General features: G+C 59.6%; 27 protein-coding genes and 1 tRNA gene. 13 read left to right on the top strand and 15 right to left on the bottom strand.

The window, feature by feature from the left end; all coding sequences use genetic code 11:
* Positions 1-74: 74 nt before the first annotated feature.
* Positions 75-674 (top strand): YcxB family protein, encoded by a 600-nt coding sequence (locus tag D1222_RS07550; protein WP_182481896.1) that lies wholly within the window; start codon positions 75-77, stop codon positions 672-674.
* Positions 634-1071, top strand: coding sequence for a 30S ribosome-binding factor RbfA (gene rbfA, locus D1222_RS07545; protein WP_119453563.1), 438 nt, complete (start codon positions 634-636; stop codon positions 1069-1071). Before D1222_RS07550 ends, rbfA begins: the two co-directional genes overlap by 41 nt.
* Positions 1072-1103: 32 nt before the next feature.
* On the opposite strand, the gene D1222_RS07540 is transcribed toward rbfA, so the two are convergent.
* Complete coding sequence (locus tag D1222_RS07540; RefSeq protein ID WP_119453562.1) at positions 1104-1466, bottom strand: DUF2200 domain-containing protein; 363 nt, start codon at positions 1464-1466, stop codon at positions 1104-1106.
* A 250-nt stretch (positions 1467-1716) separates the two neighbouring features.
* Entirely contained in the window at positions 1717-3114 is a 1398-nt protein-coding gene (locus tag D1222_RS07535) for a mechanosensitive ion channel family protein (protein WP_119453561.1), read from the bottom strand.
* Between the two features lie 117 nt (positions 3115-3231).
* Between D1222_RS07535 and D1222_RS07530 the strand changes: the two genes are divergently transcribed.
* Positions 3232-3831, top strand: coding sequence for a manganese efflux pump MntP (locus D1222_RS07530; protein WP_119453560.1), 600 nt, complete (start codon positions 3232-3234; stop codon positions 3829-3831).
* A gap of 110 nt (positions 3832-3941) precedes the next feature.
* On the top strand, positions 3942-4883 hold the full coding sequence (gene truB, locus D1222_RS07525) for a tRNA pseudouridine(55) synthase TruB (protein ID WP_119453559.1): 942 nt from the start codon (positions 3942-3944) through the stop codon (positions 4881-4883).
* Here truB and D1222_RS07520 read toward each other — a convergent pair whose 3' ends face one another.
* Positions 4884-5453, bottom strand: a complete 570-nt coding sequence (locus tag D1222_RS07520; RefSeq protein ID WP_119453558.1) for a DUF2726 domain-containing protein — start codon at positions 5451-5453, stop codon at positions 4884-4886.
* Positions 5454-5792: 339 nt separating this feature from the next.
* Here D1222_RS07520 and rpsO point away from each other — a divergent pair, with 339 nt between their 5' ends.
* The 5 genes from rpsO to D1222_RS07495 all read left to right on the top strand — a co-directional run bounded on the left by rpsO (position 5793) and on the right by D1222_RS07495 (position 11021).
* On the top strand, positions 5793-6062 hold the full coding sequence (rpsO, locus tag D1222_RS07515) for a 30S ribosomal protein S15 (RefSeq protein WP_119453557.1): 270 nt from the start codon (positions 5793-5795) through the stop codon (positions 6060-6062).
* A 72-nt stretch (positions 6063-6134) separates the two neighbouring features.
* Positions 6135-8270: a polyribonucleotide nucleotidyltransferase gene (gene pnp / locus D1222_RS07510; RefSeq protein WP_119453556.1), complete on the top strand. Its 2136-nt coding sequence runs from the start codon at positions 6135-6137 to the stop codon at positions 8268-8270.
* A 213-nt stretch (positions 8271-8483) separates the two neighbouring features.
* Positions 8484-9323, top strand: coding sequence for a CAP domain-containing protein (locus tag D1222_RS07505; protein WP_119453555.1), 840 nt, complete (start codon positions 8484-8486; stop codon positions 9321-9323).
* Between the two features lie 125 nt (positions 9324-9448).
* Positions 9449-10135, top strand: a complete 687-nt coding sequence (gene udk, locus D1222_RS07500) for a uridine kinase (RefSeq protein WP_119453554.1) — start codon at positions 9449-9451, stop codon at positions 10133-10135.
* Between the two features lie 25 nt (positions 10136-10160).
* Positions 10161-11021, top strand: coding sequence for a CAP domain-containing protein (locus D1222_RS07495; protein WP_119453553.1), 861 nt, complete (start codon positions 10161-10163; stop codon positions 11019-11021).
* Positions 11022-11037: 16 nt separating this feature from the next.
* On the opposite strand, the gene D1222_RS07490 is transcribed toward D1222_RS07495, so the two are convergent.
* The 3 genes from D1222_RS07490 to D1222_RS07480 all read right to left on the bottom strand — a co-directional run bounded on the left by D1222_RS07490 (position 11038) and on the right by D1222_RS07480 (position 13107).
* The gene (locus D1222_RS07490; RefSeq protein ID WP_119453552.1) at positions 11038-11718 is read right to left on the bottom strand and encodes a nitroreductase family protein; all 681 of its coding nucleotides are present in this window, start codon (positions 11716-11718) and stop codon (positions 11038-11040) included.
* Between the two features lie 36 nt (positions 11719-11754).
* On the bottom strand, positions 11755-12354 hold the full coding sequence (locus tag D1222_RS07485; protein ID WP_119453551.1) for an NAD(P)H-dependent oxidoreductase: 600 nt from the start codon (positions 12352-12354) through the stop codon (positions 11755-11757).
* A 96-nt stretch (positions 12355-12450) separates the two neighbouring features.
* Complete coding sequence (locus D1222_RS07480) at positions 12451-13107, bottom strand: SDR family oxidoreductase (RefSeq protein WP_119453550.1); 657 nt, start codon at positions 13105-13107, stop codon at positions 12451-12453.
* Between the two features lie 134 nt (positions 13108-13241).
* Here D1222_RS07480 and D1222_RS07475 point away from each other — a divergent pair, with 134 nt between their 5' ends.
* Positions 13242-14144 carry an SDR family NAD(P)-dependent oxidoreductase gene (locus D1222_RS07475; protein ID WP_119453549.1) on the top strand — a complete coding sequence of 301 codons (903 nt, stop codon included), beginning with the start codon at positions 13242-13244 and terminating at the stop codon, positions 14142-14144.
* Between the two features lie 21 nt (positions 14145-14165).
* Here the strand turns inward: D1222_RS07475 and D1222_RS07470 are convergent, their stop codons facing one another.
* Positions 14166-14612: an Lrp/AsnC family transcriptional regulator gene (locus D1222_RS07470; RefSeq protein WP_119453548.1), complete on the bottom strand. Its 447-nt coding sequence runs from the start codon at positions 14610-14612 to the stop codon at positions 14166-14168.
* Positions 14613-14786: 174 nt separating this feature from the next.
* Here D1222_RS07470 and D1222_RS07465 point away from each other — a divergent pair, with 174 nt between their 5' ends.
* Positions 14787-15737 (top strand): TolB family protein, encoded by a 951-nt coding sequence (locus D1222_RS07465; protein ID WP_119453547.1) that lies wholly within the window; start codon positions 14787-14789, stop codon positions 15735-15737.
* 57 nt (positions 15738-15794) lie between these two features.
* Here D1222_RS07465 and D1222_RS07460 read toward each other — a convergent pair whose 3' ends face one another.
* The 4 genes from D1222_RS07460 to D1222_RS07445 all read right to left on the bottom strand — a co-directional run bounded on the left by D1222_RS07460 (position 15795) and on the right by D1222_RS07445 (position 18416).
* Positions 15795-16049, bottom strand: coding sequence for a YjhX family toxin (locus D1222_RS07460; RefSeq protein WP_119453767.1), 255 nt, complete (start codon positions 16047-16049; stop codon positions 15795-15797).
* A gap of 340 nt (positions 16050-16389) precedes the next feature.
* Positions 16390-17205, bottom strand: a complete 816-nt coding sequence (locus D1222_RS07455; protein WP_119453546.1) for an enoyl-ACP reductase FabI — start codon at positions 17203-17205, stop codon at positions 16390-16392.
* A gap of 63 nt (positions 17206-17268) precedes the next feature.
* Entirely contained in the window at positions 17269-17823 is a 555-nt protein-coding gene (gene fabA / locus D1222_RS07450; protein WP_119453545.1) for a bifunctional 3-hydroxydecanoyl-ACP dehydratase/trans-2-decenoyl-ACP isomerase, read from the bottom strand.
* Between the two features lie 77 nt (positions 17824-17900).
* A complete protein-coding gene (locus D1222_RS07445) occupies positions 17901-18416 on the bottom strand; it encodes an SH3 domain-containing protein (protein WP_119453544.1) in 516 nt (171 codons plus the stop codon).
* Positions 18417-18531: 115 nt separating this feature from the next.
* On the opposite strand from D1222_RS07445, the gene D1222_RS07440 reads away from it, so the two are divergent.
* Both D1222_RS07440 and D1222_RS07435 read left to right on the top strand, forming a co-directional pair.
* Positions 18532-19518 carry a 2-hydroxyacid dehydrogenase gene (locus D1222_RS07440; RefSeq protein ID WP_119453543.1) on the top strand — a complete coding sequence of 329 codons (987 nt, stop codon included), beginning with the start codon at positions 18532-18534 and terminating at the stop codon, positions 19516-19518.
* Positions 19519-19581: 63 nt separating this feature from the next.
* Positions 19582-21654 carry an alpha/beta hydrolase family protein gene (locus D1222_RS07435; protein ID WP_147371827.1) on the top strand — a complete coding sequence of 691 codons (2073 nt, stop codon included), beginning with the start codon at positions 19582-19584 and terminating at the stop codon, positions 21652-21654.
* A 74-nt stretch (positions 21655-21728) separates the two neighbouring features.
* Here the strand turns inward: D1222_RS07435 and D1222_RS07430 are convergent, their stop codons facing one another.
* From D1222_RS07430 to D1222_RS07415, 4 genes are all read right to left on the bottom strand, one after another.
* Entirely contained in the window at positions 21729-21974 is a 246-nt protein-coding gene (locus D1222_RS07430; RefSeq protein ID WP_119453541.1) for a DUF1150 family protein, read from the bottom strand.
* Positions 21975-22177: 203 nt separating this feature from the next.
* Entirely contained in the window at positions 22178-22855 is a 678-nt protein-coding gene (locus D1222_RS07425) for an FAD-binding oxidoreductase (protein ID WP_119453540.1), read from the bottom strand.
* 167 nt (positions 22856-23022) lie between these two features.
* Positions 23023-23098 (bottom strand) — tRNA-Ala (locus D1222_RS07420).
* Positions 23099-23155: 57 nt separating this feature from the next.
* Entirely contained in the window at positions 23156-23782 is a 627-nt protein-coding gene (locus D1222_RS07415) for a TIGR02300 family protein (RefSeq protein WP_119453539.1), read from the bottom strand.
* Positions 23783-23836 lie beyond the last annotated feature (54 nt).

Genomic DNA, 23836 nt, shown 5'->3' with positions numbered 1-23836 from the left:
ATCAAGTTGAGAAAGCCGGGAGATTTCCCGGCTTTTTCCATAAGCGGTTAAACAAGATGTGGTTTGTGGCGGCCATGCCATCGCTCGCCGCCACACCTCTCTATTCCGCCGATGCCGAAACCATCAGCATCTCAGGCGCCCCAAGTGACCGGGATATGAAACGGCTGGTCAGCCAGACCCGCTCCTCGAATATCGGCCCGACCGCGCTCTACTATGCGGGTGTCACCGCGCCGGTCATTTCTGCAGGCACCGCGTTCGTGACGCGAGAGATGCTCGCCAGCACAGCCTTCACCGACTACTGGATCCTGCTGACCTCTTCCCTGCTCGCTGCCATGGCGGGTATCAGCTGGTATCTGATCTTCATGCGCTGGTCCTATCGCCACAATCATGGGCGCGCCGCAGAGCTCGACAGCGAAACCGCCATTGACCTTACGCCCACGGGCCTCCACATCCGTCGCGGCGATGTAGAGACACGCATCGCCTGGCGCGCGCTCCGGTCTGTCCGCGAGAGCCGCCGTGATACACTTATCACCTTCAGGGGCGCAGATCCGCTGCTCGTCCCCGACAAGTGGTTTGGCCGCGACAAGCAGGCAGCGCAGGCGTTCCGCGCTCGTCTGAGAGAAGGATTGCACGATGGCGAAGAAGAGACGATCGCAGGCACCCGCCGCAAATGAACCCTCACAGCGCCAGCTGCGCGCTGGTGAGCTGATCCGCCACGCCCTCACAGACATCATGATGCGCGAGGAGTTCCGCGATCCGGAGCTTCAGGGCGTCAATGTCACGATTGGAGAGGTTCGCGTTTCCCCGGACCTCAAACATGCGCACGTCTTCAGCTCACCGCTGGGCGAGACGGATGAAGCCGCCCAGACCGCGCTCGCCAAGGCACTGAACCGGGCGGCCCCCTATATTCGCGGCCGTCTCGGCAAGCATATCGACATGAAGTTCACGCCGCAGCTGCACTTCATCGCCGACCATTCCTATGATGAAGGCGCTTATATGGAGTCGGTCTTCAATAGCCCGCAGGTCAAACGCGACCTTGTCGGTGACGAAGAAGACGAGGACGACGAATAGGCTTCGCGAGGCCAACGCGGCCCTGCTTTCGATCAGGCTGCTGAGGGGCTGCGAAGGATTTTCTCCATCGCCTTTCCCTTTGCCAACTCATCGATGAGTTTGTCGAGATAGCGGATTTCCCGCATCGTCTCTTCCTCGACCTCCTCGACCCGCACGCCGCAGACGACGCCCTTGATCAGACCCCGGTCAGGATTCATCGCCGGCGCGCTCGCGAAGAATGTCTCGATATCAGTGCCATCCTTCAGGACGCCGGCAAGGCTCGCCGCATCATGGCCGGTCAGCCAGAAGATAATCTCATCGACCTCAGCCTTGGTTCGGCCCTTCTTCTCCGCCTTGGCGACATAGGCGGGATAAACCTTGGAAAAGGCCATCGTATAGATGCGATGTTTGGTCATGGTGGGTGGCTTTCAAGCGTTTCGAGCGAGAGTTTACGCCGGATTGGTGCGGGAGACCAGAATGTCTGAGTTTGTCGGATTCTCCCCTCTCCCTTGGGAGAGGGGTCAGGGGTGAGGGGGATTGCCGTCTCAGAAAGGAGCGATGCATTCAGTGACGCTCCAAGTGCGTAATCGCTGCGCCCAAACCAGTCGTTGCGACGTTAGCCCCCCTCATTCCCGGCCCTTCTCCCCAAGGAGAAGGGAGGCCGCCCTACTCCACAGGCCGTCCGCTATCGAGAAGGTCTTTCTCGCCGGTCTGCGCGCGTTCTTCGTCGACTTTCTCAGCGATGTGATCATCTGGCCTTGTGTCCAGAACATCAGCTTCGGCAGTTCGGGCATCCGGCGTTGCCGCAGGCTTTGGCCTGGCTGGCGTAGGTGCGACCGCTCGCCCCTCTGACACCGTCACACCCGTGCCTGCTTTCACCTGTACCGGCGCGCCATCAAAGCGCAGGCGATAGATCGGCTCTGGCAGGGTGAAGCCTGCTTCCTCCACTGCATCTTTGGCCGCGCGGATGGCGAGGCTGCGCGCCTTGCCGAAATTGGTCTGCGACTGGTTCACCCAGCCCATGAAGCGGATGACGATATTGCTGTCGCCCACCGACTTGATGATCGCGTCGGGCTTTGGCTCATCAAGAACGAAGTCGAGACCGGCGATCGCCGCGATCCCCGTCGCCATGGCCGCAACCGGATCATCCTCAGCATCGACACCGAGTTCGAACTCGAAGCGGCGCTCGGGATTGCGGGTATAGTTTAGGATCACCGCTTTAAAGACGGTCGAGTTCGGCACGCGCAGATGATTGCCATCGAGCGTCATCAGCACGGTCGCGCGCGAGGTCAGCCGCACAACGCGGCCCTCATGGTCGTCAATCAGCACATGGTCATTCGCGCGGAAAGGCTGGCGAAGGCTGAGCATGATGGAGGCGATATAGTTCTCCACCGTGTCCCGGACGGCAAAGCCGATGGCGAGACCAATCACGCCTGCACCGCCGAGGATTGCCCCCATCAGCGCCGTCGCGCCCACTAGGTTTAGCGCCATGACGAGGCCCACTACGACGGCTATGAAACGAACCGCCTGAGAGGCAATCTCTGCCAGGAAGGGGTTCGGCGTCACACGCCGCCAGAGCGCTGACCAGCTGGCAAGCAGGTGGCCAAGGACAAGGATGACCACAAAGACCGCGATGGCGAGCCCGACAAGCGGCAGCGCCTCCCAGCCCCGGCGCAGACTGTTCTCAAGGTTCGCGATGGCGGGCGAAAGCGAGCGATCAACGGAAAGGTCGCGCTCGATGCTTTGCTCTACGGTCACCACACCTTGAAAGCGGCTGGCGATAGAGACAGCGCGGTCGATATCGGCCTGATCGGCCACTGTACCGCTTAGCGAAACGACGCCTTCGTTCACCTCCGCTGAGACCGCGTTCAGGGCACCAACCTCGGCAAAGATCGCATTGATGCGCGACTCGATTGCGCCATCATCGCTGCTGGAGACGGATATCTCTTCTGTCGGCTCTGAAACAGTTGGCGCCTGCGCGGCTGCCAAGGGTGCGGGGCCCAATGTCAGGAAAGCCGCAAGGGCGATGAAAAGGAATAGAGAGCGAGAGAGCATGGTGGTCATAACCTGATCAGCTAGACCGGCGTTCCCAGCGGGCTATCGCAAATCCTCTGTCCTCTGTCTTTGCCGAACTCGCAGGCTTCCCCTTGCAAGTGGAAAGAACGCAAGCGAAGAGAGCGAATGTCAGGAACACTCACACTTATTGCTCTCGCCTTCGGGCTGTCGGTCGATGCTTTCGCGGCTGCGCTCGGCAAGGGGACAGGTGAGCGGACGTCCACTTTTTCCAGTGCCCTACGCATCGGCTTTGTCTTCGCTGCGATGGAAGCGATCATGCCGGTGGTCGGCTATCTGATTGGCATGGCACTATCGGCATGGGTTGCCGGGGTCGATCACTGGATCGCCTTTGTCCTTCTTTCACTCGTCGGCCTCCACATGATCTGGCAGGCCTTCAAGTCAGAGCCGGAGACGGTTGAGGAACATGCCGAAGCAGTCGCAAACGGACCGGTCAAAGGCCCTCGCTGGGTTCACCTTGGTCTAGCCGCTGTGGCGACCAGTATCGACGCGACTATCGTTGGCGTAAGCCTCGCAATGGTCGGCACCAACTTGATCCTTGCCTGCCTCATCATCTTCGCCGTGACGTTCTTCATGTGCACGATGGGGGCCCTCATCGGGCGCAAGGCAGGTGACTGGCTTGGCCATTGGGCAGAAGTCGCAGGCGGCGTGGTGCTGATCGCGATCGGCGCGCTGATCCTGACCCAGCATCTCAGCCAGGGCATCTGACTGGTTGACGACGGGCCACGGGCCGCCTAGCTCGCCTGCTCAAACGACATATCAGGCCCCGCGCCCGCGTTCGATCCGCGGCGCGCCCCGGGAAGAATGGAGACACGCTCGTGGGACGCAATCGCAAGAAGAAGGGCCAACCGGTCCATGGCTGGCTCAATGTCGACAAACCGTCGGACATTACCTCGACACAGGTCGTCGGCATCCTGAAGCGGCTTTTCGATGCGCAGAAGGTCGGTCATGGCGGCACGCTGGACCCGCTGGCTGACGGCATCCTGCCGATCGCCTTCGGCGAAGCGACGAAGACCGTTCAGTGGGCGATGGACGCCGACAAGGAATACGTCTTCACAATTGCCTGGGGCACATCCACCAATACGCTGGACGCTGAAGGCGAGGTCATCGCCTCATCAGACTCGCGCCCCGACCGCGACGCGATTGAAACCGCGCTTGAAGGCTTTGAAGGCGAGATTGATCAGATTCCGCCAAAATTTTCTGCCATCAAGGTAGACGGTGAACGCGCCTATGACCTCGCCCGCGATGGCGAAGAGTTTGAAATCCCATCCCGCACGGTGCTCGTGCACGAGGCACGCCTTGTCGACATGCCCGACGCCGACCACGCGGTCTTCCACGTCCGTTCCGGCAAGGGCTTCTATGTCCGCGCGCTCGCGCGGGACCTTGCCGGCGCCCTCGGCTGTGATGGTCACATCTCTCAGCTTCGCCGTATTCGCGTCGGCGTGATGCATGAAGGCGCGGCCTTCAAGCTGGCGGACCTTGAGGCCATGGAGAGCCGCGATGCGCTGCTGCGCACTCTCGCCCCGATTGAGGCCGTGCTGGACGATGTTCCGGACGTCGAGATCAGCGAAGAAGACGCCGCCGATATCCGTCAGGGCCGCGAAGTCATGCTGATGCCGCATGTGACAGAGCGCTGGCGCCTCGAAAAGAACCCGGACCCGGAAGACCGGCTTGCGCTAGCCATGTGCAATGATGAAGCCGTCGCCATGGGCGAAGTTCGCGCAGGTCGCTTCCAGCCTATGCGGGTGTTTCAGGTCTAGTCAGGGCACGACGCGAATTCGACTTGATAAACCTTCAACCGCTTCTTCGCGCAACTGAGCCTGCGGCCAAAATCGTTCTATGACAGCGGTTAGCTGCTCTGACGCTTGCAGTTTGCCTGGGGCTGCACGAACGAGCGGCACACCGGCTTCTGCGAACACCTGATTTACAAGACGATCACGCTTCTTGCGGTCTGCACGCCGGTGGCTTCGATCATCAATTTCAACAGCGAATAGTATGTCGCCATCCTTGGACATCACAGCGAAGTCGACATGTTTGCAGGCAATTCGATTGAAGGCGGTTTGCCAAGCGCTTCTATTTTTACTGCGCACTGTTATTAAGTCAGCGATCCTGACCTTCGGACAGACGTAACCACGCTTGGCAAGCGCCTTCACAAGATCAATGAACGAAGCCCGTTCAGCTGGGCTTAAAAGCCGTCTTGATGAAACGAACTGGACATCGCGGGATCTGCTGCCAATCCCCTTCCGCGGATATCGTACTCGCACACCATTCGCGGAAGCGAAGAAGATCGCTGCCGCTACAAGGAGAAACACAAGCTCCGAAAAGGACATTAGCGAAAACTCCCAATCACTGGATAAAAATAGCTATCCCTGATTGAGAATACGGTAAGACGGTCTGAAGAATTTGGCGCCCCTGATAACCAAGAGCACCAACCTGATGCCTCAGGTGCTACATTCCCTAGCGAATGCGCGAACTGGAATGGTCTTACAATGAACCCTTCCCTTTCGGGCTCAAATGTGCCATCTGCGCCCCCGTGAGGCGAGTTTTCTGCTCTCTAGCCCGGCTGGACGACATCCCGGCCCTGGCTGAATGGCAGCTCTCCCCTCTGAACCCCGCCATACAAGGCGACAAACCCACCCGCCGCAAGGCGAAACAGAAAGTATTTGACGATGTCGATCACGGCAGAAAAAAAATCCGAACTGATCAAGAAATTCGCCCAGAATGACGGCGATACCGGTTCTCCGGAAGTCCAGGTTGCGATCCTTACCGAGCGTATCTCGAACCTGACCGAGCACTTCCAGACCAACAAGAAAGACCACCACTCGCGCCGCGGCCTGCTCAACCTGGTCGCCACGCGCCGGAAACTCCTCGACTATCTGAAGAGGAAAAATGAGGGCCGCTACCAGGCCCTGATCGAAGAGCTGGGTATCCGCCGCTAGGCACTGGCTCACAAATAGCCCGCCAGGACATGGGGTCCGGGCGGGCTTTTCGCATGAAGAGAAAGAAAACGCATGTTTGATAAGCAAACCGTGTCGCTGGAATGGGCCGGCCGCACGTTGACGATCGAGACGGGCCGTGTCGCTCGTCAGGCTGACGGGGCCGTCCTCGTCACATATGGCGACACGACGGTCCTCGCGACCGCGACCTTCGCCAAAGAGGCCAAGCCGGGGCAGGACTTCTTCCCGCTCACGGTCAACTACATGGAAAAGTACTACGCTTCAGGCCGCATCCCAGGCGGTTTCTTCAAGCGTGAGGGCCGTCCGACCGAGAAAGAAACGCTGACCTCGCGTCTCATCGACCGCCCGATCCGTCCGCTTTTCGTCGATGGCTTCAAGAACGAAGTCCAGGTCGTCCTGACGGCGGTCTCCTACGACATGGAAAACGATCCCGACATCGTTGGCATGATCGGCGCCTCGGCTGCCCTGGTCCTGTCCGGTGCACCTTTCATGGGCCCGATCGGCGCAGCACGCGTCGGCTACAAGGATGGCGAATACCTCATCAACCCAACCGTTGATGACCTCGCTGAATCCGATCTCGACCTCGTCGTCGCCGGCACCAATGACGCCGTGATGATGGTTGAATCCGAAGCAAAAGAGCTTTCTGAAGACGTGATGCTCGGCGCTGTCATGGCTGGCCATGACGCCATGCAGCCAGTGATCGAAGCGATCATCAAGCTGGCTGAGAAAGCCGCCAAGGACCCATTCGAGTTCGAAGGCGAAGACCTTTCTGGCGAACTGAAGTCGATTCAGGACCTCGTCGGCGCAGACCTCTCCAAGGCCTATCAGATCACTGAGAAGCTGGAGCGTCAGGCTGCTGTGGGCGCTGCCCGCGAAAAAGCGGCTGAAGCTCTGGTTGCGACCGAAGAGAAGCCAGACGGCATGAGCGCCCAGGTGTTCAAGTCTGCCTTCAAGAAAGCCGAAGCCTCCGTGGTTCGCGGCGACATCATCAAGACCGGCAAGCGCATCGACGGCCGTTCGCTCGATCAGGTTCGTCCGATCGTTGCCGAAGCTGGCTTCCTGCCACGCACGCACGGTTCCTCGCTCTTCACCCGCGGTGAAACGCAGGCAATCTGTGTCGCAACGCTCGGCACCTCCGACGATGAGCAATTCATCGACGGCCTGGGCGGCACGCACAAAGAAAAGTTCATGCTGCACTACAACTTCCCGCCCTATTCGGTCGGTGAGACGGGCCGCATGGGTGGTGCAGGCCGCCGCGAAATCGGTCACGGCAAGCTCGCATGGCGCGCGCTGAAAGCCGTCCTGCCAAAGGCTGAAGAGTTCCCGTACACGATCCGCCTCGTTTCCGAGATTACCGAGTCCAACGGCTCGTCCTCGATGGCGACGGTTTGTGGCTGTGCGCTCGCAATGATGGATGCAGGCGTGCCAATCGCACGTCCGGTGTCCGGCATCGCAATGGGTCTCATCAAGGAAGATGACGGCGTCGCCGTTCTCTCTGACATCCTTGGTGACGAAGACCACCTCGGCGACATGGACTTCAAAGTCGCTGGTACCGAAGTTGGCGTCACATCGCTTCAGATGGACATCAAGATCGCCGGTATCACAAAGGACATCATGCAGACCGCACTCGACCAGGCGAAGGGCGGCCGTGCCCACATCCTGGGTGAGATGAACAAGGCTCTCGCAGAGTCCCGCGGCGAGCTGTCCCAGAACGCACCGCAAATGGAAATCGTGAACATCCCGGTCGACAAGATCCGCGACGTGATCGGTTCCGGCGGCAAGACGATCCGCGATATCGTCGACACGACGGGCGCCAAACTCAACGTCGAAGACGATGGCACGATCCAGATCTCTGCGCTCGACCGCGCTTCGATCGATGCTGCCAAGAAGCGTATCCGTGAGCTGACGGCAGAGCCTGAAGCCGGCGAGATTTACGAAGGCAAAGTCGTGTCCATCAAGGACTTCGGCGCGTTCGTGAACTTCTTCGGTCCAAAGGACGGCCTCGTCCACGTGTCGCAGATGGCAGATGAGCGCATCGGCCACCCGAAAGACCTCGTCAAGGAAGGCGATACGGTCTGGGTCAAGCTGATGGGCTTCGATGACCGCGGCAAGGTTCGCCTGTCGATGAAAGCCGTCGACCAGGAGACCGGCAAGGACAAGGAAGCTGCTGAGGGCGGCGACGCCGAATAAGGCGCCCCATCCTGCGGTCTGACCGTTTTCAGACCCGGCACAAACCACCTCAATTCAGAAGGCCGCCATCAATGGCGGCCTTTTTTGTTGCGTTTCATGCAGTTGCATCTGGCCGAAATCCTGAACGAAATCAGAGTCCGTCCGTGCACCGACGAAATATCTGCGGATGAAATCGTCGTTTTTTGATTGACATATAACTGTCACAATTGCTTCATGACACTTATGTTACAGAAATATGACGTCCCTCGCGCCCTTTCGCTGCTGGCCTTGGCGGCAGCGTCGGGCACCATCATGGCCCTTCCAGCCACCGCTCAAGCCGCCTGCTCGCTCGAAAACGGCTACGCAGATGGCCTCGTCAGCTATGTCGCTGAAGTCGAATCCTGTCTCTCCGTGAATAGCGATTTCGAGGCTCGATCTGAAACAGCGATCTTCGATGCAACCAACAGTCAGCGCGCCCGCGCGGGCGTTGCCTCGCTCAACCGGCGCGCCTCGCTCGACCGCGCTGCACGCGCCCACGCCCTCGATATGGCCGCTCGCGGCTATGCCGGTCACGATGACCTCGAAGGCCGGGGCCACATCTATCGCATGCGCGCATTGGACCGGCAGGTTCTCGCAAGTGCTACGGGCGCGAATGTCGCCGTCCTCGACGCGGACGCATCGCCTGCTGAAATCTACGAAGCGATTTCGGCCGACAGCGCGAACCGCCAAAATCTCGTACATGACGGCTTTACCGATACCGGTCTCGGCATCGCAAAGGCAGATGGCCGCCTCTACGTGGTCCAGATGCTGACCACCGTCGACGGCGAACTGGAAAGCCCGCTGCCGCTCCAGGTCGCTGGGGCGACCAACATCACTCCTCGCGTGAACCAGAACTACTTCCGCACCGCGGGCTGGAATCTCAGCGACGCAGCCGGCAACCGTCTTGCGGGTGGCACGATGATGCGCATGCATGACGCTGCCATAGACCGCACCGATACCGGCTATCTGGACGTGCTGGTGCAGGTCGATGCCGACACCTATGTCCTCAAGGGACCGATCGTCACGCGGCAGTAGCGTGCTTATCGAATGACTGGATGGGCGCTCTTTCTGACCGGAAGGGCGCCCGTTTTCGTTGGAGAACAGCATGCCTGCGAGGCGCAGGTTTCCATTCGCGCCGTGATGCGGTTACAAGCGCGGCCATGACGACGTCTCCCTTCCTCATTGCAATGTCCGGTGGCTCTGGCTCAGGCAAGTCCACGCTCGCTGATGCCCTGATCGAACGTCTCGGCCCAGACCGCGCCGTGATCTTTCACGAAGACGGTTACTATTGGCCAATGCGCCATTACGGGCCCTGTGAGACACCAGAGCAGCGCGCCGCCATTATTGAACAGGCTAACTATGACGACCCGGCCTCCAAGGACACGGCGCACTTGGTCAACGACATCCGGGCACTGAAGCGCGGACAGGTCATCGAACAACCCGTCTATGACTTTGACCGGCATGACCGCGATGACAGCCGGACACTCCGGATAGCGCCGGCGCCCGTCATCATCCTTGAAGGCATCCATGCGCTGTCAGTCAAAGCGCTGCGGCCGCTGATCGATCTTTCCATCTATGTCGATACGCCAGATGACCTCAGACTGGCCCGCCGGATCCGCCGCGACGTCGTCGAGCGCGAGCGCACCGTGCAGAATGTGCTGGAGCATTACTTGAAGACCGTGCGCGCCGCGCACTACAAGTTTACTCACCCCAGCAAGTTTGAAGCCGAGCTTGTCATTGCGGATGAAGGGTTACCTGCTTATGGTAAAGTCTGCCCGGGTGAAGACGCCATCGACAGAATGTTGGCCCCAGTCGTTTCGAGGCTCCAATTAATGGGTGTCTTATAAACGTTTTTGCCGTATAGTGGCAAAAATGAGGGGAATTATTGTTTTATTAACCATTTTCGTGGGTGTTTTCGCCTCACAGGCGAAGGCAGAGTGTCGTATTTCGTTTTCTGAGCGAGCCCGCGACCTGCCAACTTACGTCACGAATGGTCAAGCATGCCTTCAGGCCATCCCGCGCGGCTTTTCTTTTGACGAAGAACTAGAGGCCCGCTTCGCAGAGCGCATCAATCAGACCCGCCGCGAACACGGGCTGCCAACCCTCGTTTACCGGACCGAACTTCGCAATGCCGCGCGTTGGCACAGCCTCGATATGGCTGCGAATGACTTCTTCAATCACCAGGGCCTCGACAAGACGATGCCCAAGGACCGGATCAACGCACTCGACCGCACGCTGCTGACCAGTCTGCTGCTCGAGAACATCGCGTCTATCACCGGCAATTTCGACTGGGATACCGTCGTCGAGCGTCTCCATACCGGCCTCATGAATTCCCCTAGCCACCGCGACGCAATCCTGCGTGACGGTATCACCCATTTTGCGATGGGTGTTGTGACCACAGAGCGCGGTGTCTGGCTGACAGAACTATTCGTGCGCGAGGATGGCACGTTTGACCGGCCTGTTCCGCTGCGCCTTGAAGCGGGCACCACAATCCGTCAGCCAGCGACGCTACGCCGCTGGTCCATGAGCGGGCTGGCCATGATGTATGGCGACGATGCCGACGCTTTCGACCTCAAGGAAGAAGGCTGGGCTATGGGACGCATTCCGGCACAGATCCGCGGCAAGATCGACCTTACGGTTCGCGGCGAAAAGGCAGGCCCGCAGCCTAACCAGACGGTCTACATCCACTTCCACGGCCCGACCGTCGAAGTGCAGCCATCCAGATCTTCCTGACGCGCCGCGTACGGCCTCATAGGAAACTGCAGATTTCGCCGGACGTTTTCTTCTTGAGGGCGTGCTTTGGCACCATGGCCCCGTCTGCCGGATGCCCCACCACCAGGATCAGATAGGGTTTCTCCGTATCCGGACGACCACATAGCCGATTGAGAAAGCCCATGGGATTGGGCGTATGCACGAGCGTCGCCAGCCCCGCTTCGTGACATGCGGCAATCAGCAATCCCGTCGCGATGCCGACGCTCTCATGGATGTAGTAATTCTTGCGGCTCTCACCGGCTTCAGCCCCGCCCCTGCGCTGCGCAAAGATACAGATCAGCCACGGCGCGATTTCCATGTAGGGCTTCTCCGCGTCTGTCCCGATCGGCGCGAGCGCATCGAGCCACTCCTCCCCGGCCTTGCCAGCATAGAAGGCGCGCTCTTCTGCTTCTGCAGCCTGCCTGATCTCGCGCTTTTTCTCTGCAGACCCGACACAAGCGAAATACCAAGGCTGGTGATTGGCCCCGGACGGCGCAGTCCCCGCAGCCGAGACGCAGGCCTCAATGACTGCACGATCAACCGGCGTTGAGGCGAAGTCGCGAACCGATCTTCGCGTGCTCAGATGACGGTAGATTGCGTCTGCCCGCTGAAGCTGCTCGCCCGGCTCATATTCCGGATATCCCTCAAGCAGAACATGCGTTTCTGGAGTTGTTTTCATATCGAAGTCTTCGCCCAGCGCCCGCTTTGCCGCAAGTCACGCTTTCGTCGATTGGTGCGCAATGGCCTTGCCCCGCGCCGCCGCTCTGCGGATCCACGCTTCGATCTTTGCTGGCTTTGCCGTTTTCACCGGCCCAAACTGGAAGGTCTTGCGCGGCTTCACGCCGGCGAAGTTGAGCACAGTACGTTCGACTTGGTTTTTGGCGGCGCGCCGGTACGAAAAGGCATCGAAGACCACGGGCGCGTCGGACGTCATGAAAATGTCCGCCGAGCGGCCCGCGAGAAGGCGGTCCCACCAAGGGCCTTTCTCATGATAGGCCATGGCGTAACCTGGCAGAAAGCAGCGATCGATAACCCCCTTCATCTTGGCTGGCATGCCGCCCCACCATTGCGGGTATAGCCAGACAAGGTGCTCGGCCCAGAGCGTATTTTCGCGCCAGATTTCAAGGCAGGGCTCCAGCACCTTGCGTGCATGATAGCCTTCGGTCAGATCCGGGTCGAATTCCATGTCGCAAAGGTTCATCCGGCGAACTTCCGCCCCTGCCTCCTCTGCGGCCTGTTGAAAGGCATCCGCAAGTCCGTGCGAAAGCGAGGTTTCGCGCGGATGACCAACCCAGATAAAGATACGTGTCGACACAGATGCCCCCCCGGTGAATGGTGAACACTGTAATAATTGTTCACCGGGATAGGTGCAACGCCTGAGCGATCTCCGTCCGCTAAGAAAGCTGAATAGCTAAATCCGCCGCAGATTCGAGACAGCGACGTCAACTGGCATGTCGCCATCAGTCAGCTCGAAAATGTCTTGCCGGATTTCCGGCGTGTCGATCAGTTCCGCGATAAAGGCGGCCACATTCCCGCGCGCGACATCGCCATAGGTCAGCGCCCGCCCGGCAGCGACCTGCCCGTTCCCATCTTCGCTCTGGAGGGTACCCGGCCGAATGATCACATAGTCGAGGCCGCTGCTCGCAAGCGCGGCATCAGCTTTCTTCTTCTCCCGCATATAGTGCTCAAAGCCCTCGCCGGTATCGCGGTCGCGGCCCGCATCAGGGAATACTGAAACGAGGTAGATACGTTTTACCCCGGTCGCGCGGGCTGCCTCGATCAGTTTCAGAGGACCTTGTCCATCAATCATGCTCGTGCGGTCGGCGCCGCTTCCGGCAGCGCCAGCGGAGAACACAACCGCATCTGCGCCTTTTATGATGGCCGCGAAATCATCCGCGCTCATCTCCATGAGGTCGCCCTTGGCCGGTGTCGCGCCGGCGTCCTTCAAGGCGTCGGCCTGCTCGTCTTTCCGGTGAAGACCTGTAACGCTATGGCCACGCCGGATAAGCAGGGGGATCAGGCGGCTCCCCACGCCGCCGGTCGCGCCAATGATTACGATATCTGCCATTCGAAAATCTCCTGTTCAGTCACCTCAGCAACAGGCCCAGATCGGCGAAGTTCCGTCACCTTACCGTCCGTCACCACTGGCGCGTCGCCTGCCCGTGCCTAGGGTAAGAAAAAAGACATGGGAGGAAGACTGAGATGAAGGATTTCAGCGGGAAGATCGCAGTCGTCACGGGCGGCGGAAACGGTATGGGGCGGGAGCTGACCAAGCAGCTCGCCGAGGCCAGGTGCAGCGTCGCCATCTGCGACATCTCTGACGAGGACATGGCCGAAACCGTAAGCGCCGCTGAAGCGCTTGCGCCGCAGGGCGCCCGCATCACCCATTTTCGCGCTGATGTTGGCAAGGAGGAGGACGTTCAGGCCTTCGCCAACCATGTCCGCACAGCGCATGAGACCGACCACATCCATCTTCTGATCAATAATGCGGGCATTGGCGGTGGTGGCAGCTTTGTAACCGGCCCGCGCGAGAACTGGGAGCGGACGTTCAATGTCTGCTGGTATGGCGTCTATAACAATGCGCGCGCCTTCATGCCCATGCTGGTCGCCGCTGATGAAGGCCACATCGTGAATGTCAGTTCTGTCAACGGCTTCTGGGCCAGCATCGGCCCGGACACGCCTCACACTGCCTATTCCGCGGCCAAATTCGCCGTGAAGGGCTTCACTGAAGCCCTGATCACAGACCTTCGCCTCAACGCACCGCACGTGAAGGCGAGCGTCGTCATGCCGGGCCATATCGGCACTCAAATCGCTCTCAACACGCTGCGGGAGTTTGGCAACGACTCCGCTGTCGGCGGCGGCAATGAAGAGTATGAGGCCGCCAAGGCGCGCGGCGAACAATTCCGCGACAATGCCATCACATCTGCCGAAGACGCCGCCCGCATCATTCTGGACGGCGTCCGCGCCGATAACTGGCGCATCCTCATCGGCCCTGACGCCGAAGCCATCGATGAAGCGGTCCGCAAAACACCGAAAGCCGCCTATGAAGGCGACTTCGGCCTCAGCATCTTTGCGAGGCTGCGCGAGGCCATCGCGCCAGGTTGAAGCGCGGTAATACGGGCGAGATCAGATCGGAATAGCGGTGTCGAACTTCACCCGGCGATAGACGACGTTCGTCGTTGTCCGTGCAATCGCAGGGTTTGAGAGGAAATTCTCCGCCACCCAGTCGTCATACGCGGGCAAATCCTCGAAATGCGCGATCACGATGAAGTCGACCTCGCCTGAAACAGTGTAGCACTGGCGCACCTCAGGCGCGGCCTTCATCGCCGTCTTGAACGCCTCATAGGTGGCGTGGCTTTCCTTTTCAAAGCGCACCGACACGATGACGCTGATCCCCATCTGGTCAGTGTTGAGGATAGATACATCGGCTGCGATGATCCCCTGCTCCCGCAGCCGCGCTGCCCGTCGCCGGACTGCTGTGGCCGAAAGCCCGAGCGCCTCGCCCAGCTCATCATAGGTTCGCCGGTTATCCCTCTGCAGAAGCTCCAGCAACCGTTTGTCGAAGGCGTCCATCTCGATCTCCACCCTAATCCGGCGTGAATTAGTTCAAATGAGCCGGAAAACGACACTCTAGGCCCGGAAATAGGCGCAAAGCGCGCGCTTACCGGCCTATTTCCTGTTCTGGCCGCCAATCAGGGCAGAGACGCCCGGCCACACACAACAATCAAATCAAGGCTGGAGCCTCCCATGAAACTCTCACTTTTCTGCACGGCACTTTGTGTCTCCGGACTGGCCTTGGCTGGCCATGCCGAACCATCGAGCGCCGAACGTCTTGCGCCAGACGCACTCGGTCAGGATGGGCGAATTACGCTGTCGCCGGGCTTCAGCCCTGATGGACAGACCATGTATTTCGCGCAATCCGAATGCAGTCCTATCTGGGAATGCCCACAATATCTGAAACGCTCGCGCCTCACCAAAGAGGGCTGGTCGGCGCCAGAGCTTGTGCCCCTGCCCCAGACGGGCCGGGTGGACTTCCCGAGTGTGAGCCCTGACGGAAACACTCTGCTATTCTCATGGGCGGTCCCCCGCGCGCGCCATGAGGGGTTGGACGTGTATGAGGATTTCGATCTCTACACGTTGGATCTGACAGACCCGGATGCTGTGCCAGAACCGCTGGACGAACCGGGCATCAACCGTATCCGCGCCGGCAATGTGCGCACGCTTCGCTATGTGAACAATGAAAACGCCCCGGTCCTGACTGAAGAGGGCGACCTCTATTTCTGGACCGAGCGTCTCGACGGCCCGGGCGAACGCGACGTCTATGTCGCGCGCGCAGATGGCCAAGGCGGCTTCCAGAAGGCAGAACCGCTGCCCGCACCAATCAACACAGACGGGCGCGATGACGGCTCATGGGTCAGCGCGGACGGGAATCTGATGCTGCTGAGCTATGGCGACCGGGGCGGCGAGGGCGGCGCGGATATCTTTGTCTCGCGCCGCACAGGCGAAACCTGGAGCGAACCGGTCAATCTCGGCCCGCACATCAATACGTCTGCGGGGGAATTTGCCGCCCGGCTCACCCCGGACGGCCAATCCATCGTCTTCAACTCTGACCGCCCCGTCGAAGGCCGCGATGACAGGATTTACCAGGTCTGGATCATGCCAGTGGCAGGGATAGAGGCGCTGGCGGGCGACAAGTGACGCGGAAGTTGGGCCGCATGGTAAGCGAAGTCGAACCACGCGGCCCAAAGAAAGACTCTACCGGTTATCGAGCTCAGATCTCACCAGTTCCAACCCACGGCGCGTGATGCGGTAAGGCGCGCCGCCTTTGGAAGCGATGGCGCGTTTCTTCTTGAGCTTGCGAAAGAGATGCTCATCAAGCCCGGGAAACCGCCATCCGTCCCGCGAGTAGCAGTTCAGCCCGGCCAGTTTCTTGTTGTCCTTGATGAGTTCGATGCGCCCGCCCTGTGCGAGCAGGTGCAGGATGCGCTGTTCGGCGCGTGAGATGTCCATTGTGTCTTTGGTCCGGAGGATGCGCACCGCGCCACGGCAAGCGCGCATGACAAGAGTTCGGCCTCCCGAAGGAGAAACCGGTTTTCGCTTGTCGGCCTGCCTCGCCATTACTGGCGCTTTAGCGGCAGGCCCTCTAGCGGGACTCAGACTGGTTGCGTGTCATCAACACTCCATTGGAGCGGTGAGTTTGCGTGAATTTCAGAGGAAAACAAGCCCCACCCGCGTGGTTCGACTTCGCTCACCATGCGGGCTTTGAAACGTTTGCGATAGACCCGCATGGTGAGCGAAGTCGAACCACAGGGTCGTCAGGGCCGCGGCCAAATTATAGGCCAGTAAACCTTTAGTCCTCACCCATGTCCGGCACGCCGACCACGTGGAAGCCTGCATCGACATGCAGCACTTCGCCAGCCACCGAGTGGCCAATGTCGGAGAGGAGGTAGAGCGCCGCGCCTGCGACGCCTTCCATGCGCGTGTCTTCCTTGAGCAGCGACATGTCGCGGCCGGTGCCCATGAGGGACTTGCCGCCCTTGATGCCTGCCAGAGACAGCGTGCGCATCGCGCCAGCCGAGATCGCATTCACGCGGATGCCCTGGGGGCCAAGGTCGCGGGCCGCATAGCGGGTCGAGGCCTCCAGCGCAGCCTTGGCGACACCCATGACATTGTAAGACGGGACGACGCGCTCAGCGCCGAGATAGGTCATGCAGATGATGGAGCCGCCATCCGGCATGATTTCCGATGCGCGGCGGGCGCAATCGATGAAGCTGTAGACCGAGATGTCCATCGCCCGGCGAAAGCCTTCACGCGTCGTATTGGCGACCATCGAGCCCTGAAGCTCATCCTTGCCTGCAAAGGCGATGGAATGGACGAGGAAGTCGATCTTGCCCCACTTATCCTTCACCTGCGCAAAAGCCGCGTCCATGCTTGCATCATTGGTGACGTCAGCAGGAATCATCGTGTCCATGCCGATCGACTCGACCAGCGGACGCACGCGCCGCTCGAGGCTTTCACCCTGATAGGTAAAGGCAATCTCGGCGCCCTGCGCGGCCAGCTGTTTGGAGATACCCCAGGCAATGGAGTTCTGGTTGGCGACACCCATAACGATGCCGCGCTTGCCCTTCATCAGATTGCCTTCCGGCATATTCCAGTCGTCAGCCATGAGCGTTCACTCCCTGCGAATATCTATGTCTGTGGTCCGGGCTAGGCGCGCCGGAGGAAAGCGTCAAGCGCCCGGGATACCCGTATCGCCGTCCAGCACGTTCTTCAGGCCGACCTTCATGTCGAGCGCCGTGTAGACATGCTCGTCATCGACATAGACGCGGCCATTTGCGATGCCGAGATTCAGCCGACCGCGGCGCACGCGCTTGATGTCGATGACATATTTTACGAGCTTCTTGTCCGGCGTGATCTCACCGGTGAACTTCACTTCGCCAACACCAAGTGCGCGGCCCTTGCCAGGTGAGCCCGACCAGCCGAGCCAGTAACCGACAGCCTGCCACATGGCATCGAGACCAAGGCAGCCTGGCATCACCGGGTCGCCCGGGAAGTGGCACTGGAAGAACCAGAGATCCGGCTTCACGTCGTACTCGCCGATGACGTGGCCCTTGCCGAACTCACCGCCATCGAGACTGATCTCGGTGATGCGGTCCATCATCAGCATTGGCGGTATGGGCAGTTGTGCATTGCCGGGGCCAAAAAGCTGGCCCTGCCCGGAGATCAGGAGTTCTTCCTTGGTATAGGAGGATTGGGGCGTGTGGTAATCGTGCGGTCCGCTCATGCAATGCCTCTACTTGCCGTCAATTGCGATCAGGGCATGAGCCTGCCCCAATCCGCCTTGTCAAGCAAACTGGCCCGTCACAGACCAGCTGTATCGGTGTTCAGACCCCAGAGCGATGGCTTGTCGATCCAGCCGGTATAGGTCCCGGCACTGATTTCGCACCATCTCTCATTGCAGCTATGCAGCTCTGCAAGAACGCCAGGTTTGACCGTCGCGCGGGCGGGCGAAGCTGTTTGCGGTTTACGGCGCAAGGCCACTTCGCGCGTCACGATCACATGGTCAGGCTCTGTCAGCTGACCGACATGCATCCAGACTTCGTCTCCCTCGAAATCGCGGACCCGCGCCCAGTCGGTCGTTTCCTTAACGATCAGGACCGGCATGCCTGCGCGCTCATACTCGAACGCCACCTGATGATCCGTAGACGGCCCTATACGTCCATTCACCCGCGCATAGCGCAGCGAGGCAAAGCGCGGCACCGGCTTTCCCGAGAACTGACTGATCTTCACGGCCTGCGCAGAGGCAGACGGCGTTGCCAACTGACAGGCAGTCAGGATAAGGCAGGCAGATAGAAAAAGACGGTAAAATCCCAGCATGTGATCATCTAGTCGGTGCTTGGTGAATCGGTCGTAAAGGCCGAAGCGTCTGTCGCAGCAATTGGCGCAGGCGGTTCGCTCTGCTATGCGCTGATGGCAAGGAAAGGAAACGCGTATGACCGCAAAACGGCTGAAGGTTATCGTGACCCGGCGCCTGCCGGACCCGGTGGAGCTGCGCCTGAAAGAGCTCTTCGACACCGAGCTCAACGAAACTGACACACCGTTTGACGACGCAAAGCTAGTCGATGCGGTCAAACGTGCTGACGTACTGGTGCCGACGGTGACGGACACTATTGATGCCCGCCTTCTGGCGCAGGCCGGTCCGCAGCTGCGCCACATCGCCCAGTTTGGCGCTGGCGTTGACAATCTCGACATTGAAAGCGCCGTCCAGCGCGGCATTACTGTTACCAATACGCCGGGCGTGCTGACCGATGACACCGCCGACGTCACCATGGCGCTTATCCTCGCTGTGCCGCGCCGACTGCATGAGGGCATCAAGCTGCTTGAAGAAGGCAAGTTCGATGGCTGGGCGCCGACCTGGATGCTTGGCAAGCGGCTTGCGGGCAAACGTCTCGGCATTATCGGCATGGGCCGGATCGGTCAGGCGGTCGCCCGCCGCGCAAAAGCATTCGGCCTCCAGATCCACTATCACAACCGCAAGCCGGTGAACCGTCAGGTGACGGAAGAACTGGACGCGACATACTGGGAAAGCCTCGATCAGATGCTCGCCCGTATGGACATCATCTCAGTCAACTGTCCGCACACGCCGGCGACCTTCCACCTTCTCTCTGCGCGCCGGCTCGATCTGGTTCGCAAGGACGCTTACATTGTCAATACGGCCCGCGGCGAAGTCATTGATGAAGCCGCCCTCGCCCGCGCGCTCAAGGCCGGAAAGATCGCAGGCGCTGGCCTCGACGTGTTCGAGCGTGAGCCTGCCGTGAACCCTGAACTGCTTGGCCTCTCCAACGTAATGCTCCTGCCGCATATGGGCTCGGCAACCGAGGAAGGCCGCATCGAAATGGGCGAGAAGGTCATCATCAACATCAAGACATTCGCTGACGGCCACAGACCACCAGACCGCGTCATTCCGGCCATTCTCTAGGCTTTGACTTGACGCACCCATTTCGCTGCCCTCAACTCAAGATCGAGTTGAGAGGGCAGGGTTTTGAAAAGATTACTGATTGCACTGGCATGCTTGTGGCTGCCACTATGGTCTTCGGCTCAGGGCGGATATGGGAACGCCCTGCGAAACAGCACCACATTCCATGATTATCTGCGCGCGCCTGCGCTTAGCAGTGTTGAACTATCGCCGAACGGTCGCTGGCTGGCGGGTGTAAAGCTGAACCACAAAGGCATCTTCGTCTTCGTCAGTGATCTCGACAATCCGCAAGCGCAGGCCGTTGACCTGCCATTCGATGAGTCGACTTTCGTAAACTGGGTGGAATGGGCGAACGACGACTGGCTGATCACCTCAGTCACAGTCTACGGCACGTTTGACGGCCAGATTTATACGCGCGAAGGCCTCAACTATTACACCTTCTCCGGTTTCGAAACGATGCCGATCCCGGTGACCCGGCTATTTCTGGTCCGCCGTGATGGATCGGGCGTGCAGCGCGTGTTCGAAGGCGTGAAGTCGCTCGAAAAACGTAATCTCAATCTCGGCCGGATCGTCAGCTTCCTGCCAAATGATCCCGATCATTTTCTCGTCGCAGCCACACTGCGCGGCGACCTCGATCTTTTCAGGGTGCAGGTCTCAACAGGCGCGCATGAGCGAATTGGTGTCGGCAAGAATGGCACGATCGGCTGGTACGCCGATATTAACGGCGAACCTGCCTTGCGGGTCGACGCAAACCGGCGCGGCACACGCTACACATATTATGGACGTCAGGACCGTCCCAATGGCCGCACCTCCTGGAAACGCCTTAAATCGGTCCGTGCAGATGAGCGCGCTGAGACCATCAAACAGAGCACGGAATTTCGTCCGCTCTCTCCGGGCGCAGTGACCGGCACCTACTATGTCGCCGCACGCCCTGCGGGCGACCCAACGACGGGCATCCATCTGTATGATTTCACGACTGACACCTATGTCCGCCCGATCCGCGTCGATCCGGACCGCGACATTGAGGACGCGCTGATCAACCCGGAGTCCTATGAATATCTTGGCAGTCGCTATTATGAGGATCTGCTGACGACCGAGTTCACCGATCAGACCATGCAGGCCCATATGGACGGGCTGTCGACCATGTTCGACGCCGAGGTCAATATCGACTGGACCGATAGCAGCCGCGACGGAAAACGCTGGCTGCTTTACGCCAGCGGCCCGCAAGAGCCGGGGACCTATTACGTCTACGACGTCGAAAACACCCATATCCGAAATTACGGCAGCGCGTTTCCGAACCTCTCACCCTACAGGCTGTCGCCCGTTGAGATTGTGAAATACCAAGCGCGCGATGGGCTGGAGATCACCGGGTATCTGACGATGCCAAAGGGCGTCCGAGATGGCGTCATCCCTCCAGTCGTCGTCATGCCTCATGGCGGGCCGGAAATGCGCGATACAATCACATTTGACCCGCTGGCGCAGATCCTTGCCGGTAACGGCTATGCCGTGTTCCAGCCGAACTTCCGGGGCTCGTCCGGCTATGGACTGGAGTTTGCCGATGCCGGCAGGCGCCAATGGGGCAAGGCCATGCAGCATGATATTGAGGACGGGTTCGCCCACCTCATCGCGACGGGAAAGGCCGATCCGTCCAATGCTTGCATCTTCGGATATTCCTATGGCGGGTATGCTGCCCTCGCAGCCGCAACGCTGACCCCTGATCTCTATAAATGCGTCATTGCAGCGTCAGGGCCGAGCGACCTCCTGGAAATGCTGGACTGGGTACGCGACGAGGATGGGAGCCGCTCTGACGAGTATGAGTACTGGACCCGGCATATAGGCGACCCACGGCGCGACCGCGATGAGCTTGCCGCCCATTCGCCTGCGCGCCTTGCCCAGTATGTGAAGGCACCTGTTCTCATGATCCACGGTCATGAAGATGCGGTCGTGCCAATCGAGCAGTCCTCGCTGATGGTCGAAGCACTGACCGAAGCCGGCAAAAGCGTAGAGTTCGTGGAGCTCCACCGATCCGGGCATTCACATCGCATGGCCGGTGATCAGCGCAAGGAAATGGAAGCTATTATCGGTTTCCTCGACAGTCACCTGACCGTCGACCCGCAAATCTGGTCTTTCAGCGACTGAGCATCCTGCCCTTTCAGGCCAACAAAAAAGCCCGGCATCTCGCCGGGCTTTTCCTTGTTCATTCGACTTGGCGTCTAGTGGACGCTCATTGGCTGCATCTCATAGGCACGGGCTGCGGCAAACGCCGCGTCGCGGCCTTCCACGATGGCCAACTGCTGGCCCTCACCATTCGCAACCACGAACAGGGAGGTGCGATCATTGACCGCTTCCAGCGCCTCATCAGGCAGGCCGCTCAGTTCCTCGTCCGCAATCTGGCGTACATAAACCAGATCCTTCGCGGTGAAGAGCTTTGCAGCTTGATGTTCAAGGTCTGTCGTCATGGCATGCTCCTTCCTTCAAAGACAGGACCACGACACATGAGAACCCCGGCCAGGTGCCCCGCTAGGCGGCAGCACCGGATGGTGCCGGGTCTTTCCGTGTCATGATCGAATCTGGGGGCTGATTATGCCCGGTTCAAGCCGCAATAGCGGCGATGTCCGGGCATTCAGTCTCAAGCTGACCCCAGTCTGAACGCCTGTTCAGATCAGTCGAAGAATTCCTCAATGATGATGTCATCTTCAGGGACGCCGATCTCTTTGAGCGCATCGGCAATGTCCTCCACCATGCCATCTGGCCCGCAGATATAACATTTACCCTTTCCCGGTTTCACCCGGTCTTCGAGCAACGCCTCGTCGATCTTGCGCGTGTGCACATCGGCAGTCTTCTGATCGGTCACGGTGAAATAGGTCTTCAGGCCTTCCATCCGCTCGAACTCGTCGCGGTAGATGATGTCTTCTTCCTTGCTGTTGGAGAAGATGAGCTCACAGCCTTCCAGCGTGCCCTTGTCCTCCAGCCGTTTGCGAAGGATTGCGATCATCGGCGTGACACCGGCGCCGCCTGCAATGAACCAGCCCTTGCCTTCATCCTCGATGGCGCCCCATGGCTCATCGACGAGGACGCGGTCGCCCGGCTGCAGCTTGGCGATCTGTTCAGTGACCCCGTCATGCTCGGGATAGGATTTGATCGTGAATTCCAGAAAGCCGTCTGACGGCAGGCTGGTCGGCGTAAACGGGCGCTTTTCCTCGCGCCACTCATCCTTGTCGATGGCAAGATCCACTGCCTGTCCAGGTTGCACGCCCAGGCCCGCAGGCTTGTCGAAGCGCAGCTTGAAGACGTCAGGCGTGACAGGCTCAATCGATTGTAGGGTAAGCGCGTGGCTCATCTCTTCTTCTCCGTGTCTTGTCGAAAGTCACAGGAGAAACGAGCGATTTATCGCGAGTGTTCCGGGGCGCGGCGTCGCAGGGGCACTTAGCGTCTGCGATGTCAGTGAACCCGCAGCCTTGAGCGCGATCCATCGCGAAACGAAGTGAAGCGGGGATCTAAGGAAAATGGTGGAGCCTAGCGGGATCGAACCGCTGACCTCCTGCATGCCATGCAGGCGCTCTCCCAGCTGAGCTAAGGCCCCGTACCAGTCGGAGACGCGTGAGTTATAGCCTCACGCGCCGCCGATCAAGTCCAATTATCAGGACGATTTCGTATCGTCCTCATCGTCGCCGTCATCTTCGTCGGCGTCGTCATCACCATCATCATCGTCATCGATGTCGAGATCATCGTCGTCGAGGTCGATATCGCCTTCGAGGTCGAAGTCTTCATCGTCGTCATCGTCGAGCGGGATGTCTTCATCATCGTCGTCGTCATCGCCGAGATCGTCTTCAGAGAAGCCGCTTGGCACCTTGCCTGGCGCAGCTTCCTCGTCTTCGTCCTCGTCATTGCCTTCCAGGACGACTTCATCGGCTTCAGACCCGAGTTCGCGGGAGGACTCATCATCCTCATCGTCCTCGTCTTCGTCCTCATCATCCTCGTCTTCGTCCTCATCATCGACGTCATCATCATCGGTGTCGCGGACGGCGGCTTTCTTCTTCTTTTTCTTCTTCGTCTCTTCCTCGAGATCGTCCTCGTCTTCATCGACAGGGACAGAGCTCTTCGCGCGCTTGGCCTTCAGCTTCGCGCTCGTCGTGCGAACTTCATCGTCTTCAGGGTCGAATTCAGTCTTGCACTTCGGGCAAACGGCAGGGCGCTTGTTGAGATCGTAGAATTTCGCTTCGCAGCTCGGACAGATCTGCTTTGTGCCAAGGTCAGCATCAGCCATTGGTAAGGGACTCCGGGCTCGATTTAATAATTGCCGGGGCGCTTGCCAGAAACC

The organism is Henriciella algicola, assembly GCF_003576245.1.
Classification (GTDB): domain Bacteria; phylum Pseudomonadota; class Alphaproteobacteria; order Caulobacterales; family Hyphomonadaceae; genus Henriciella; species Henriciella algicola.
The sequence above is the reverse complement of the archived record's forward strand: the minus strand, read 5'-3'. Positions and strand labels throughout refer to the sequence as shown.

What these genes read in the sequence shown, in the direction of transcription:
- D1222_RS07470 (WP_119453548.1), bottom strand. Translation starts at nt 14,612, where the DNA reads ATGGACGCCTTCGACAAACGGTTGCTGGAGCTTCTGCAGAGGGATAAC.
- D1222_RS07425 (WP_119453540.1), bottom strand. Translation starts at nt 22,855, where the DNA reads ATGAGCCACGCGCTTACCCTACAATCGATTGAGCCTGTCACGCCTGAC.
- D1222_RS07440 (WP_119453543.1), top strand. Translation starts at nt 18,532, where the DNA reads ATGACCGCAAAACGGCTGAAGGTTATCGTGACCCGGCGCCTGCCGGAC.
- D1222_RS07550 (WP_182481896.1), top strand. Translation starts at nt 75, where the DNA reads ATGCCATCGCTCGCCGCCACACCTCTCTATTCCGCCGATGCCGAAACC.
- D1222_RS07530 (WP_119453560.1), top strand. Translation starts at nt 3,232, where the DNA reads ATGTCAGGAACACTCACACTTATTGCTCTCGCCTTCGGGCTGTCGGTC.
- D1222_RS07505 (WP_119453555.1), top strand. Translation starts at nt 8,484, where the DNA reads ATGACACTTATGTTACAGAAATATGACGTCCCTCGCGCCCTTTCGCTG.
- D1222_RS07465 (WP_119453547.1), top strand. Translation starts at nt 14,787, where the DNA reads ATGAAACTCTCACTTTTCTGCACGGCACTTTGTGTCTCCGGACTGGCC.
- D1222_RS07480 (WP_119453550.1), bottom strand. Translation starts at nt 13,107, where the DNA reads ATGGCAGATATCGTAATCATTGGCGCGACCGGCGGCGTGGGGAGCCGC.
- D1222_RS07445 (WP_119453544.1), bottom strand. Translation starts at nt 18,416, where the DNA reads ATGCTGGGATTTTACCGTCTTTTTCTATCTGCCTGCCTTATCCTGACT.
- D1222_RS07535 (WP_119453561.1), bottom strand. Translation starts at nt 3,114, where the DNA reads ATGACCACCATGCTCTCTCGCTCTCTATTCCTTTTCATCGCCCTTGCG.
- pnp (WP_119453556.1), top strand. Translation starts at nt 6,135, where the DNA reads ATGTTTGATAAGCAAACCGTGTCGCTGGAATGGGCCGGCCGCACGTTG.
- D1222_RS07455 (WP_119453546.1), bottom strand. Translation starts at nt 17,205, where the DNA reads ATGGCTGACGACTGGAATATGCCGGAAGGCAATCTGATGAAGGGCAAG.
- rbfA (WP_119453563.1), top strand. Translation starts at nt 634, where the DNA reads ATGGCGAAGAAGAGACGATCGCAGGCACCCGCCGCAAATGAACCCTCA.
- D1222_RS07415 (WP_119453539.1), bottom strand. Translation starts at nt 23,782, where the DNA reads ATGGCTGATGCTGACCTTGGCACAAAGCAGATCTGTCCGAGCTGCGAA.
- D1222_RS07520 (WP_119453558.1), bottom strand. Translation starts at nt 5,453, where the DNA reads ATGTCCTTTTCGGAGCTTGTGTTTCTCCTTGTAGCGGCAGCGATCTTC.
- fabA (WP_119453545.1), bottom strand. Translation starts at nt 17,823, where the DNA reads ATGAGCGGACCGCACGATTACCACACGCCCCAATCCTCCTATACCAAG.
- D1222_RS07430 (WP_119453541.1), bottom strand. Translation starts at nt 21,974, where the DNA reads ATGACGACAGACCTTGAACATCAAGCTGCAAAGCTCTTCACCGCGAAG.
- udk (WP_119453554.1), top strand. Translation starts at nt 9,449, where the DNA reads ATGACGACGTCTCCCTTCCTCATTGCAATGTCCGGTGGCTCTGGCTCA.
- D1222_RS07490 (WP_119453552.1), bottom strand. Translation starts at nt 11,718, where the DNA reads ATGAAAACAACTCCAGAAACGCATGTTCTGCTTGAGGGATATCCGGAA.
- D1222_RS07460 (WP_119453767.1), bottom strand. Translation starts at nt 16,049, where the DNA reads ATGGACATCTCACGCGCCGAACAGCGCATCCTGCACCTGCTCGCACAG.
- D1222_RS07495 (WP_119453553.1), top strand. Translation starts at nt 10,161, where the DNA reads ATGAGGGGAATTATTGTTTTATTAACCATTTTCGTGGGTGTTTTCGCC.
- rpsO (WP_119453557.1), top strand. Translation starts at nt 5,793, where the DNA reads ATGTCGATCACGGCAGAAAAAAAATCCGAACTGATCAAGAAATTCGCC.
- D1222_RS07475 (WP_119453549.1), top strand. Translation starts at nt 13,242, where the DNA reads ATGAAGGATTTCAGCGGGAAGATCGCAGTCGTCACGGGCGGCGGAAAC.
- D1222_RS07540 (WP_119453562.1), bottom strand. Translation starts at nt 1,466, where the DNA reads ATGACCAAACATCGCATCTATACGATGGCCTTTTCCAAGGTTTATCCC.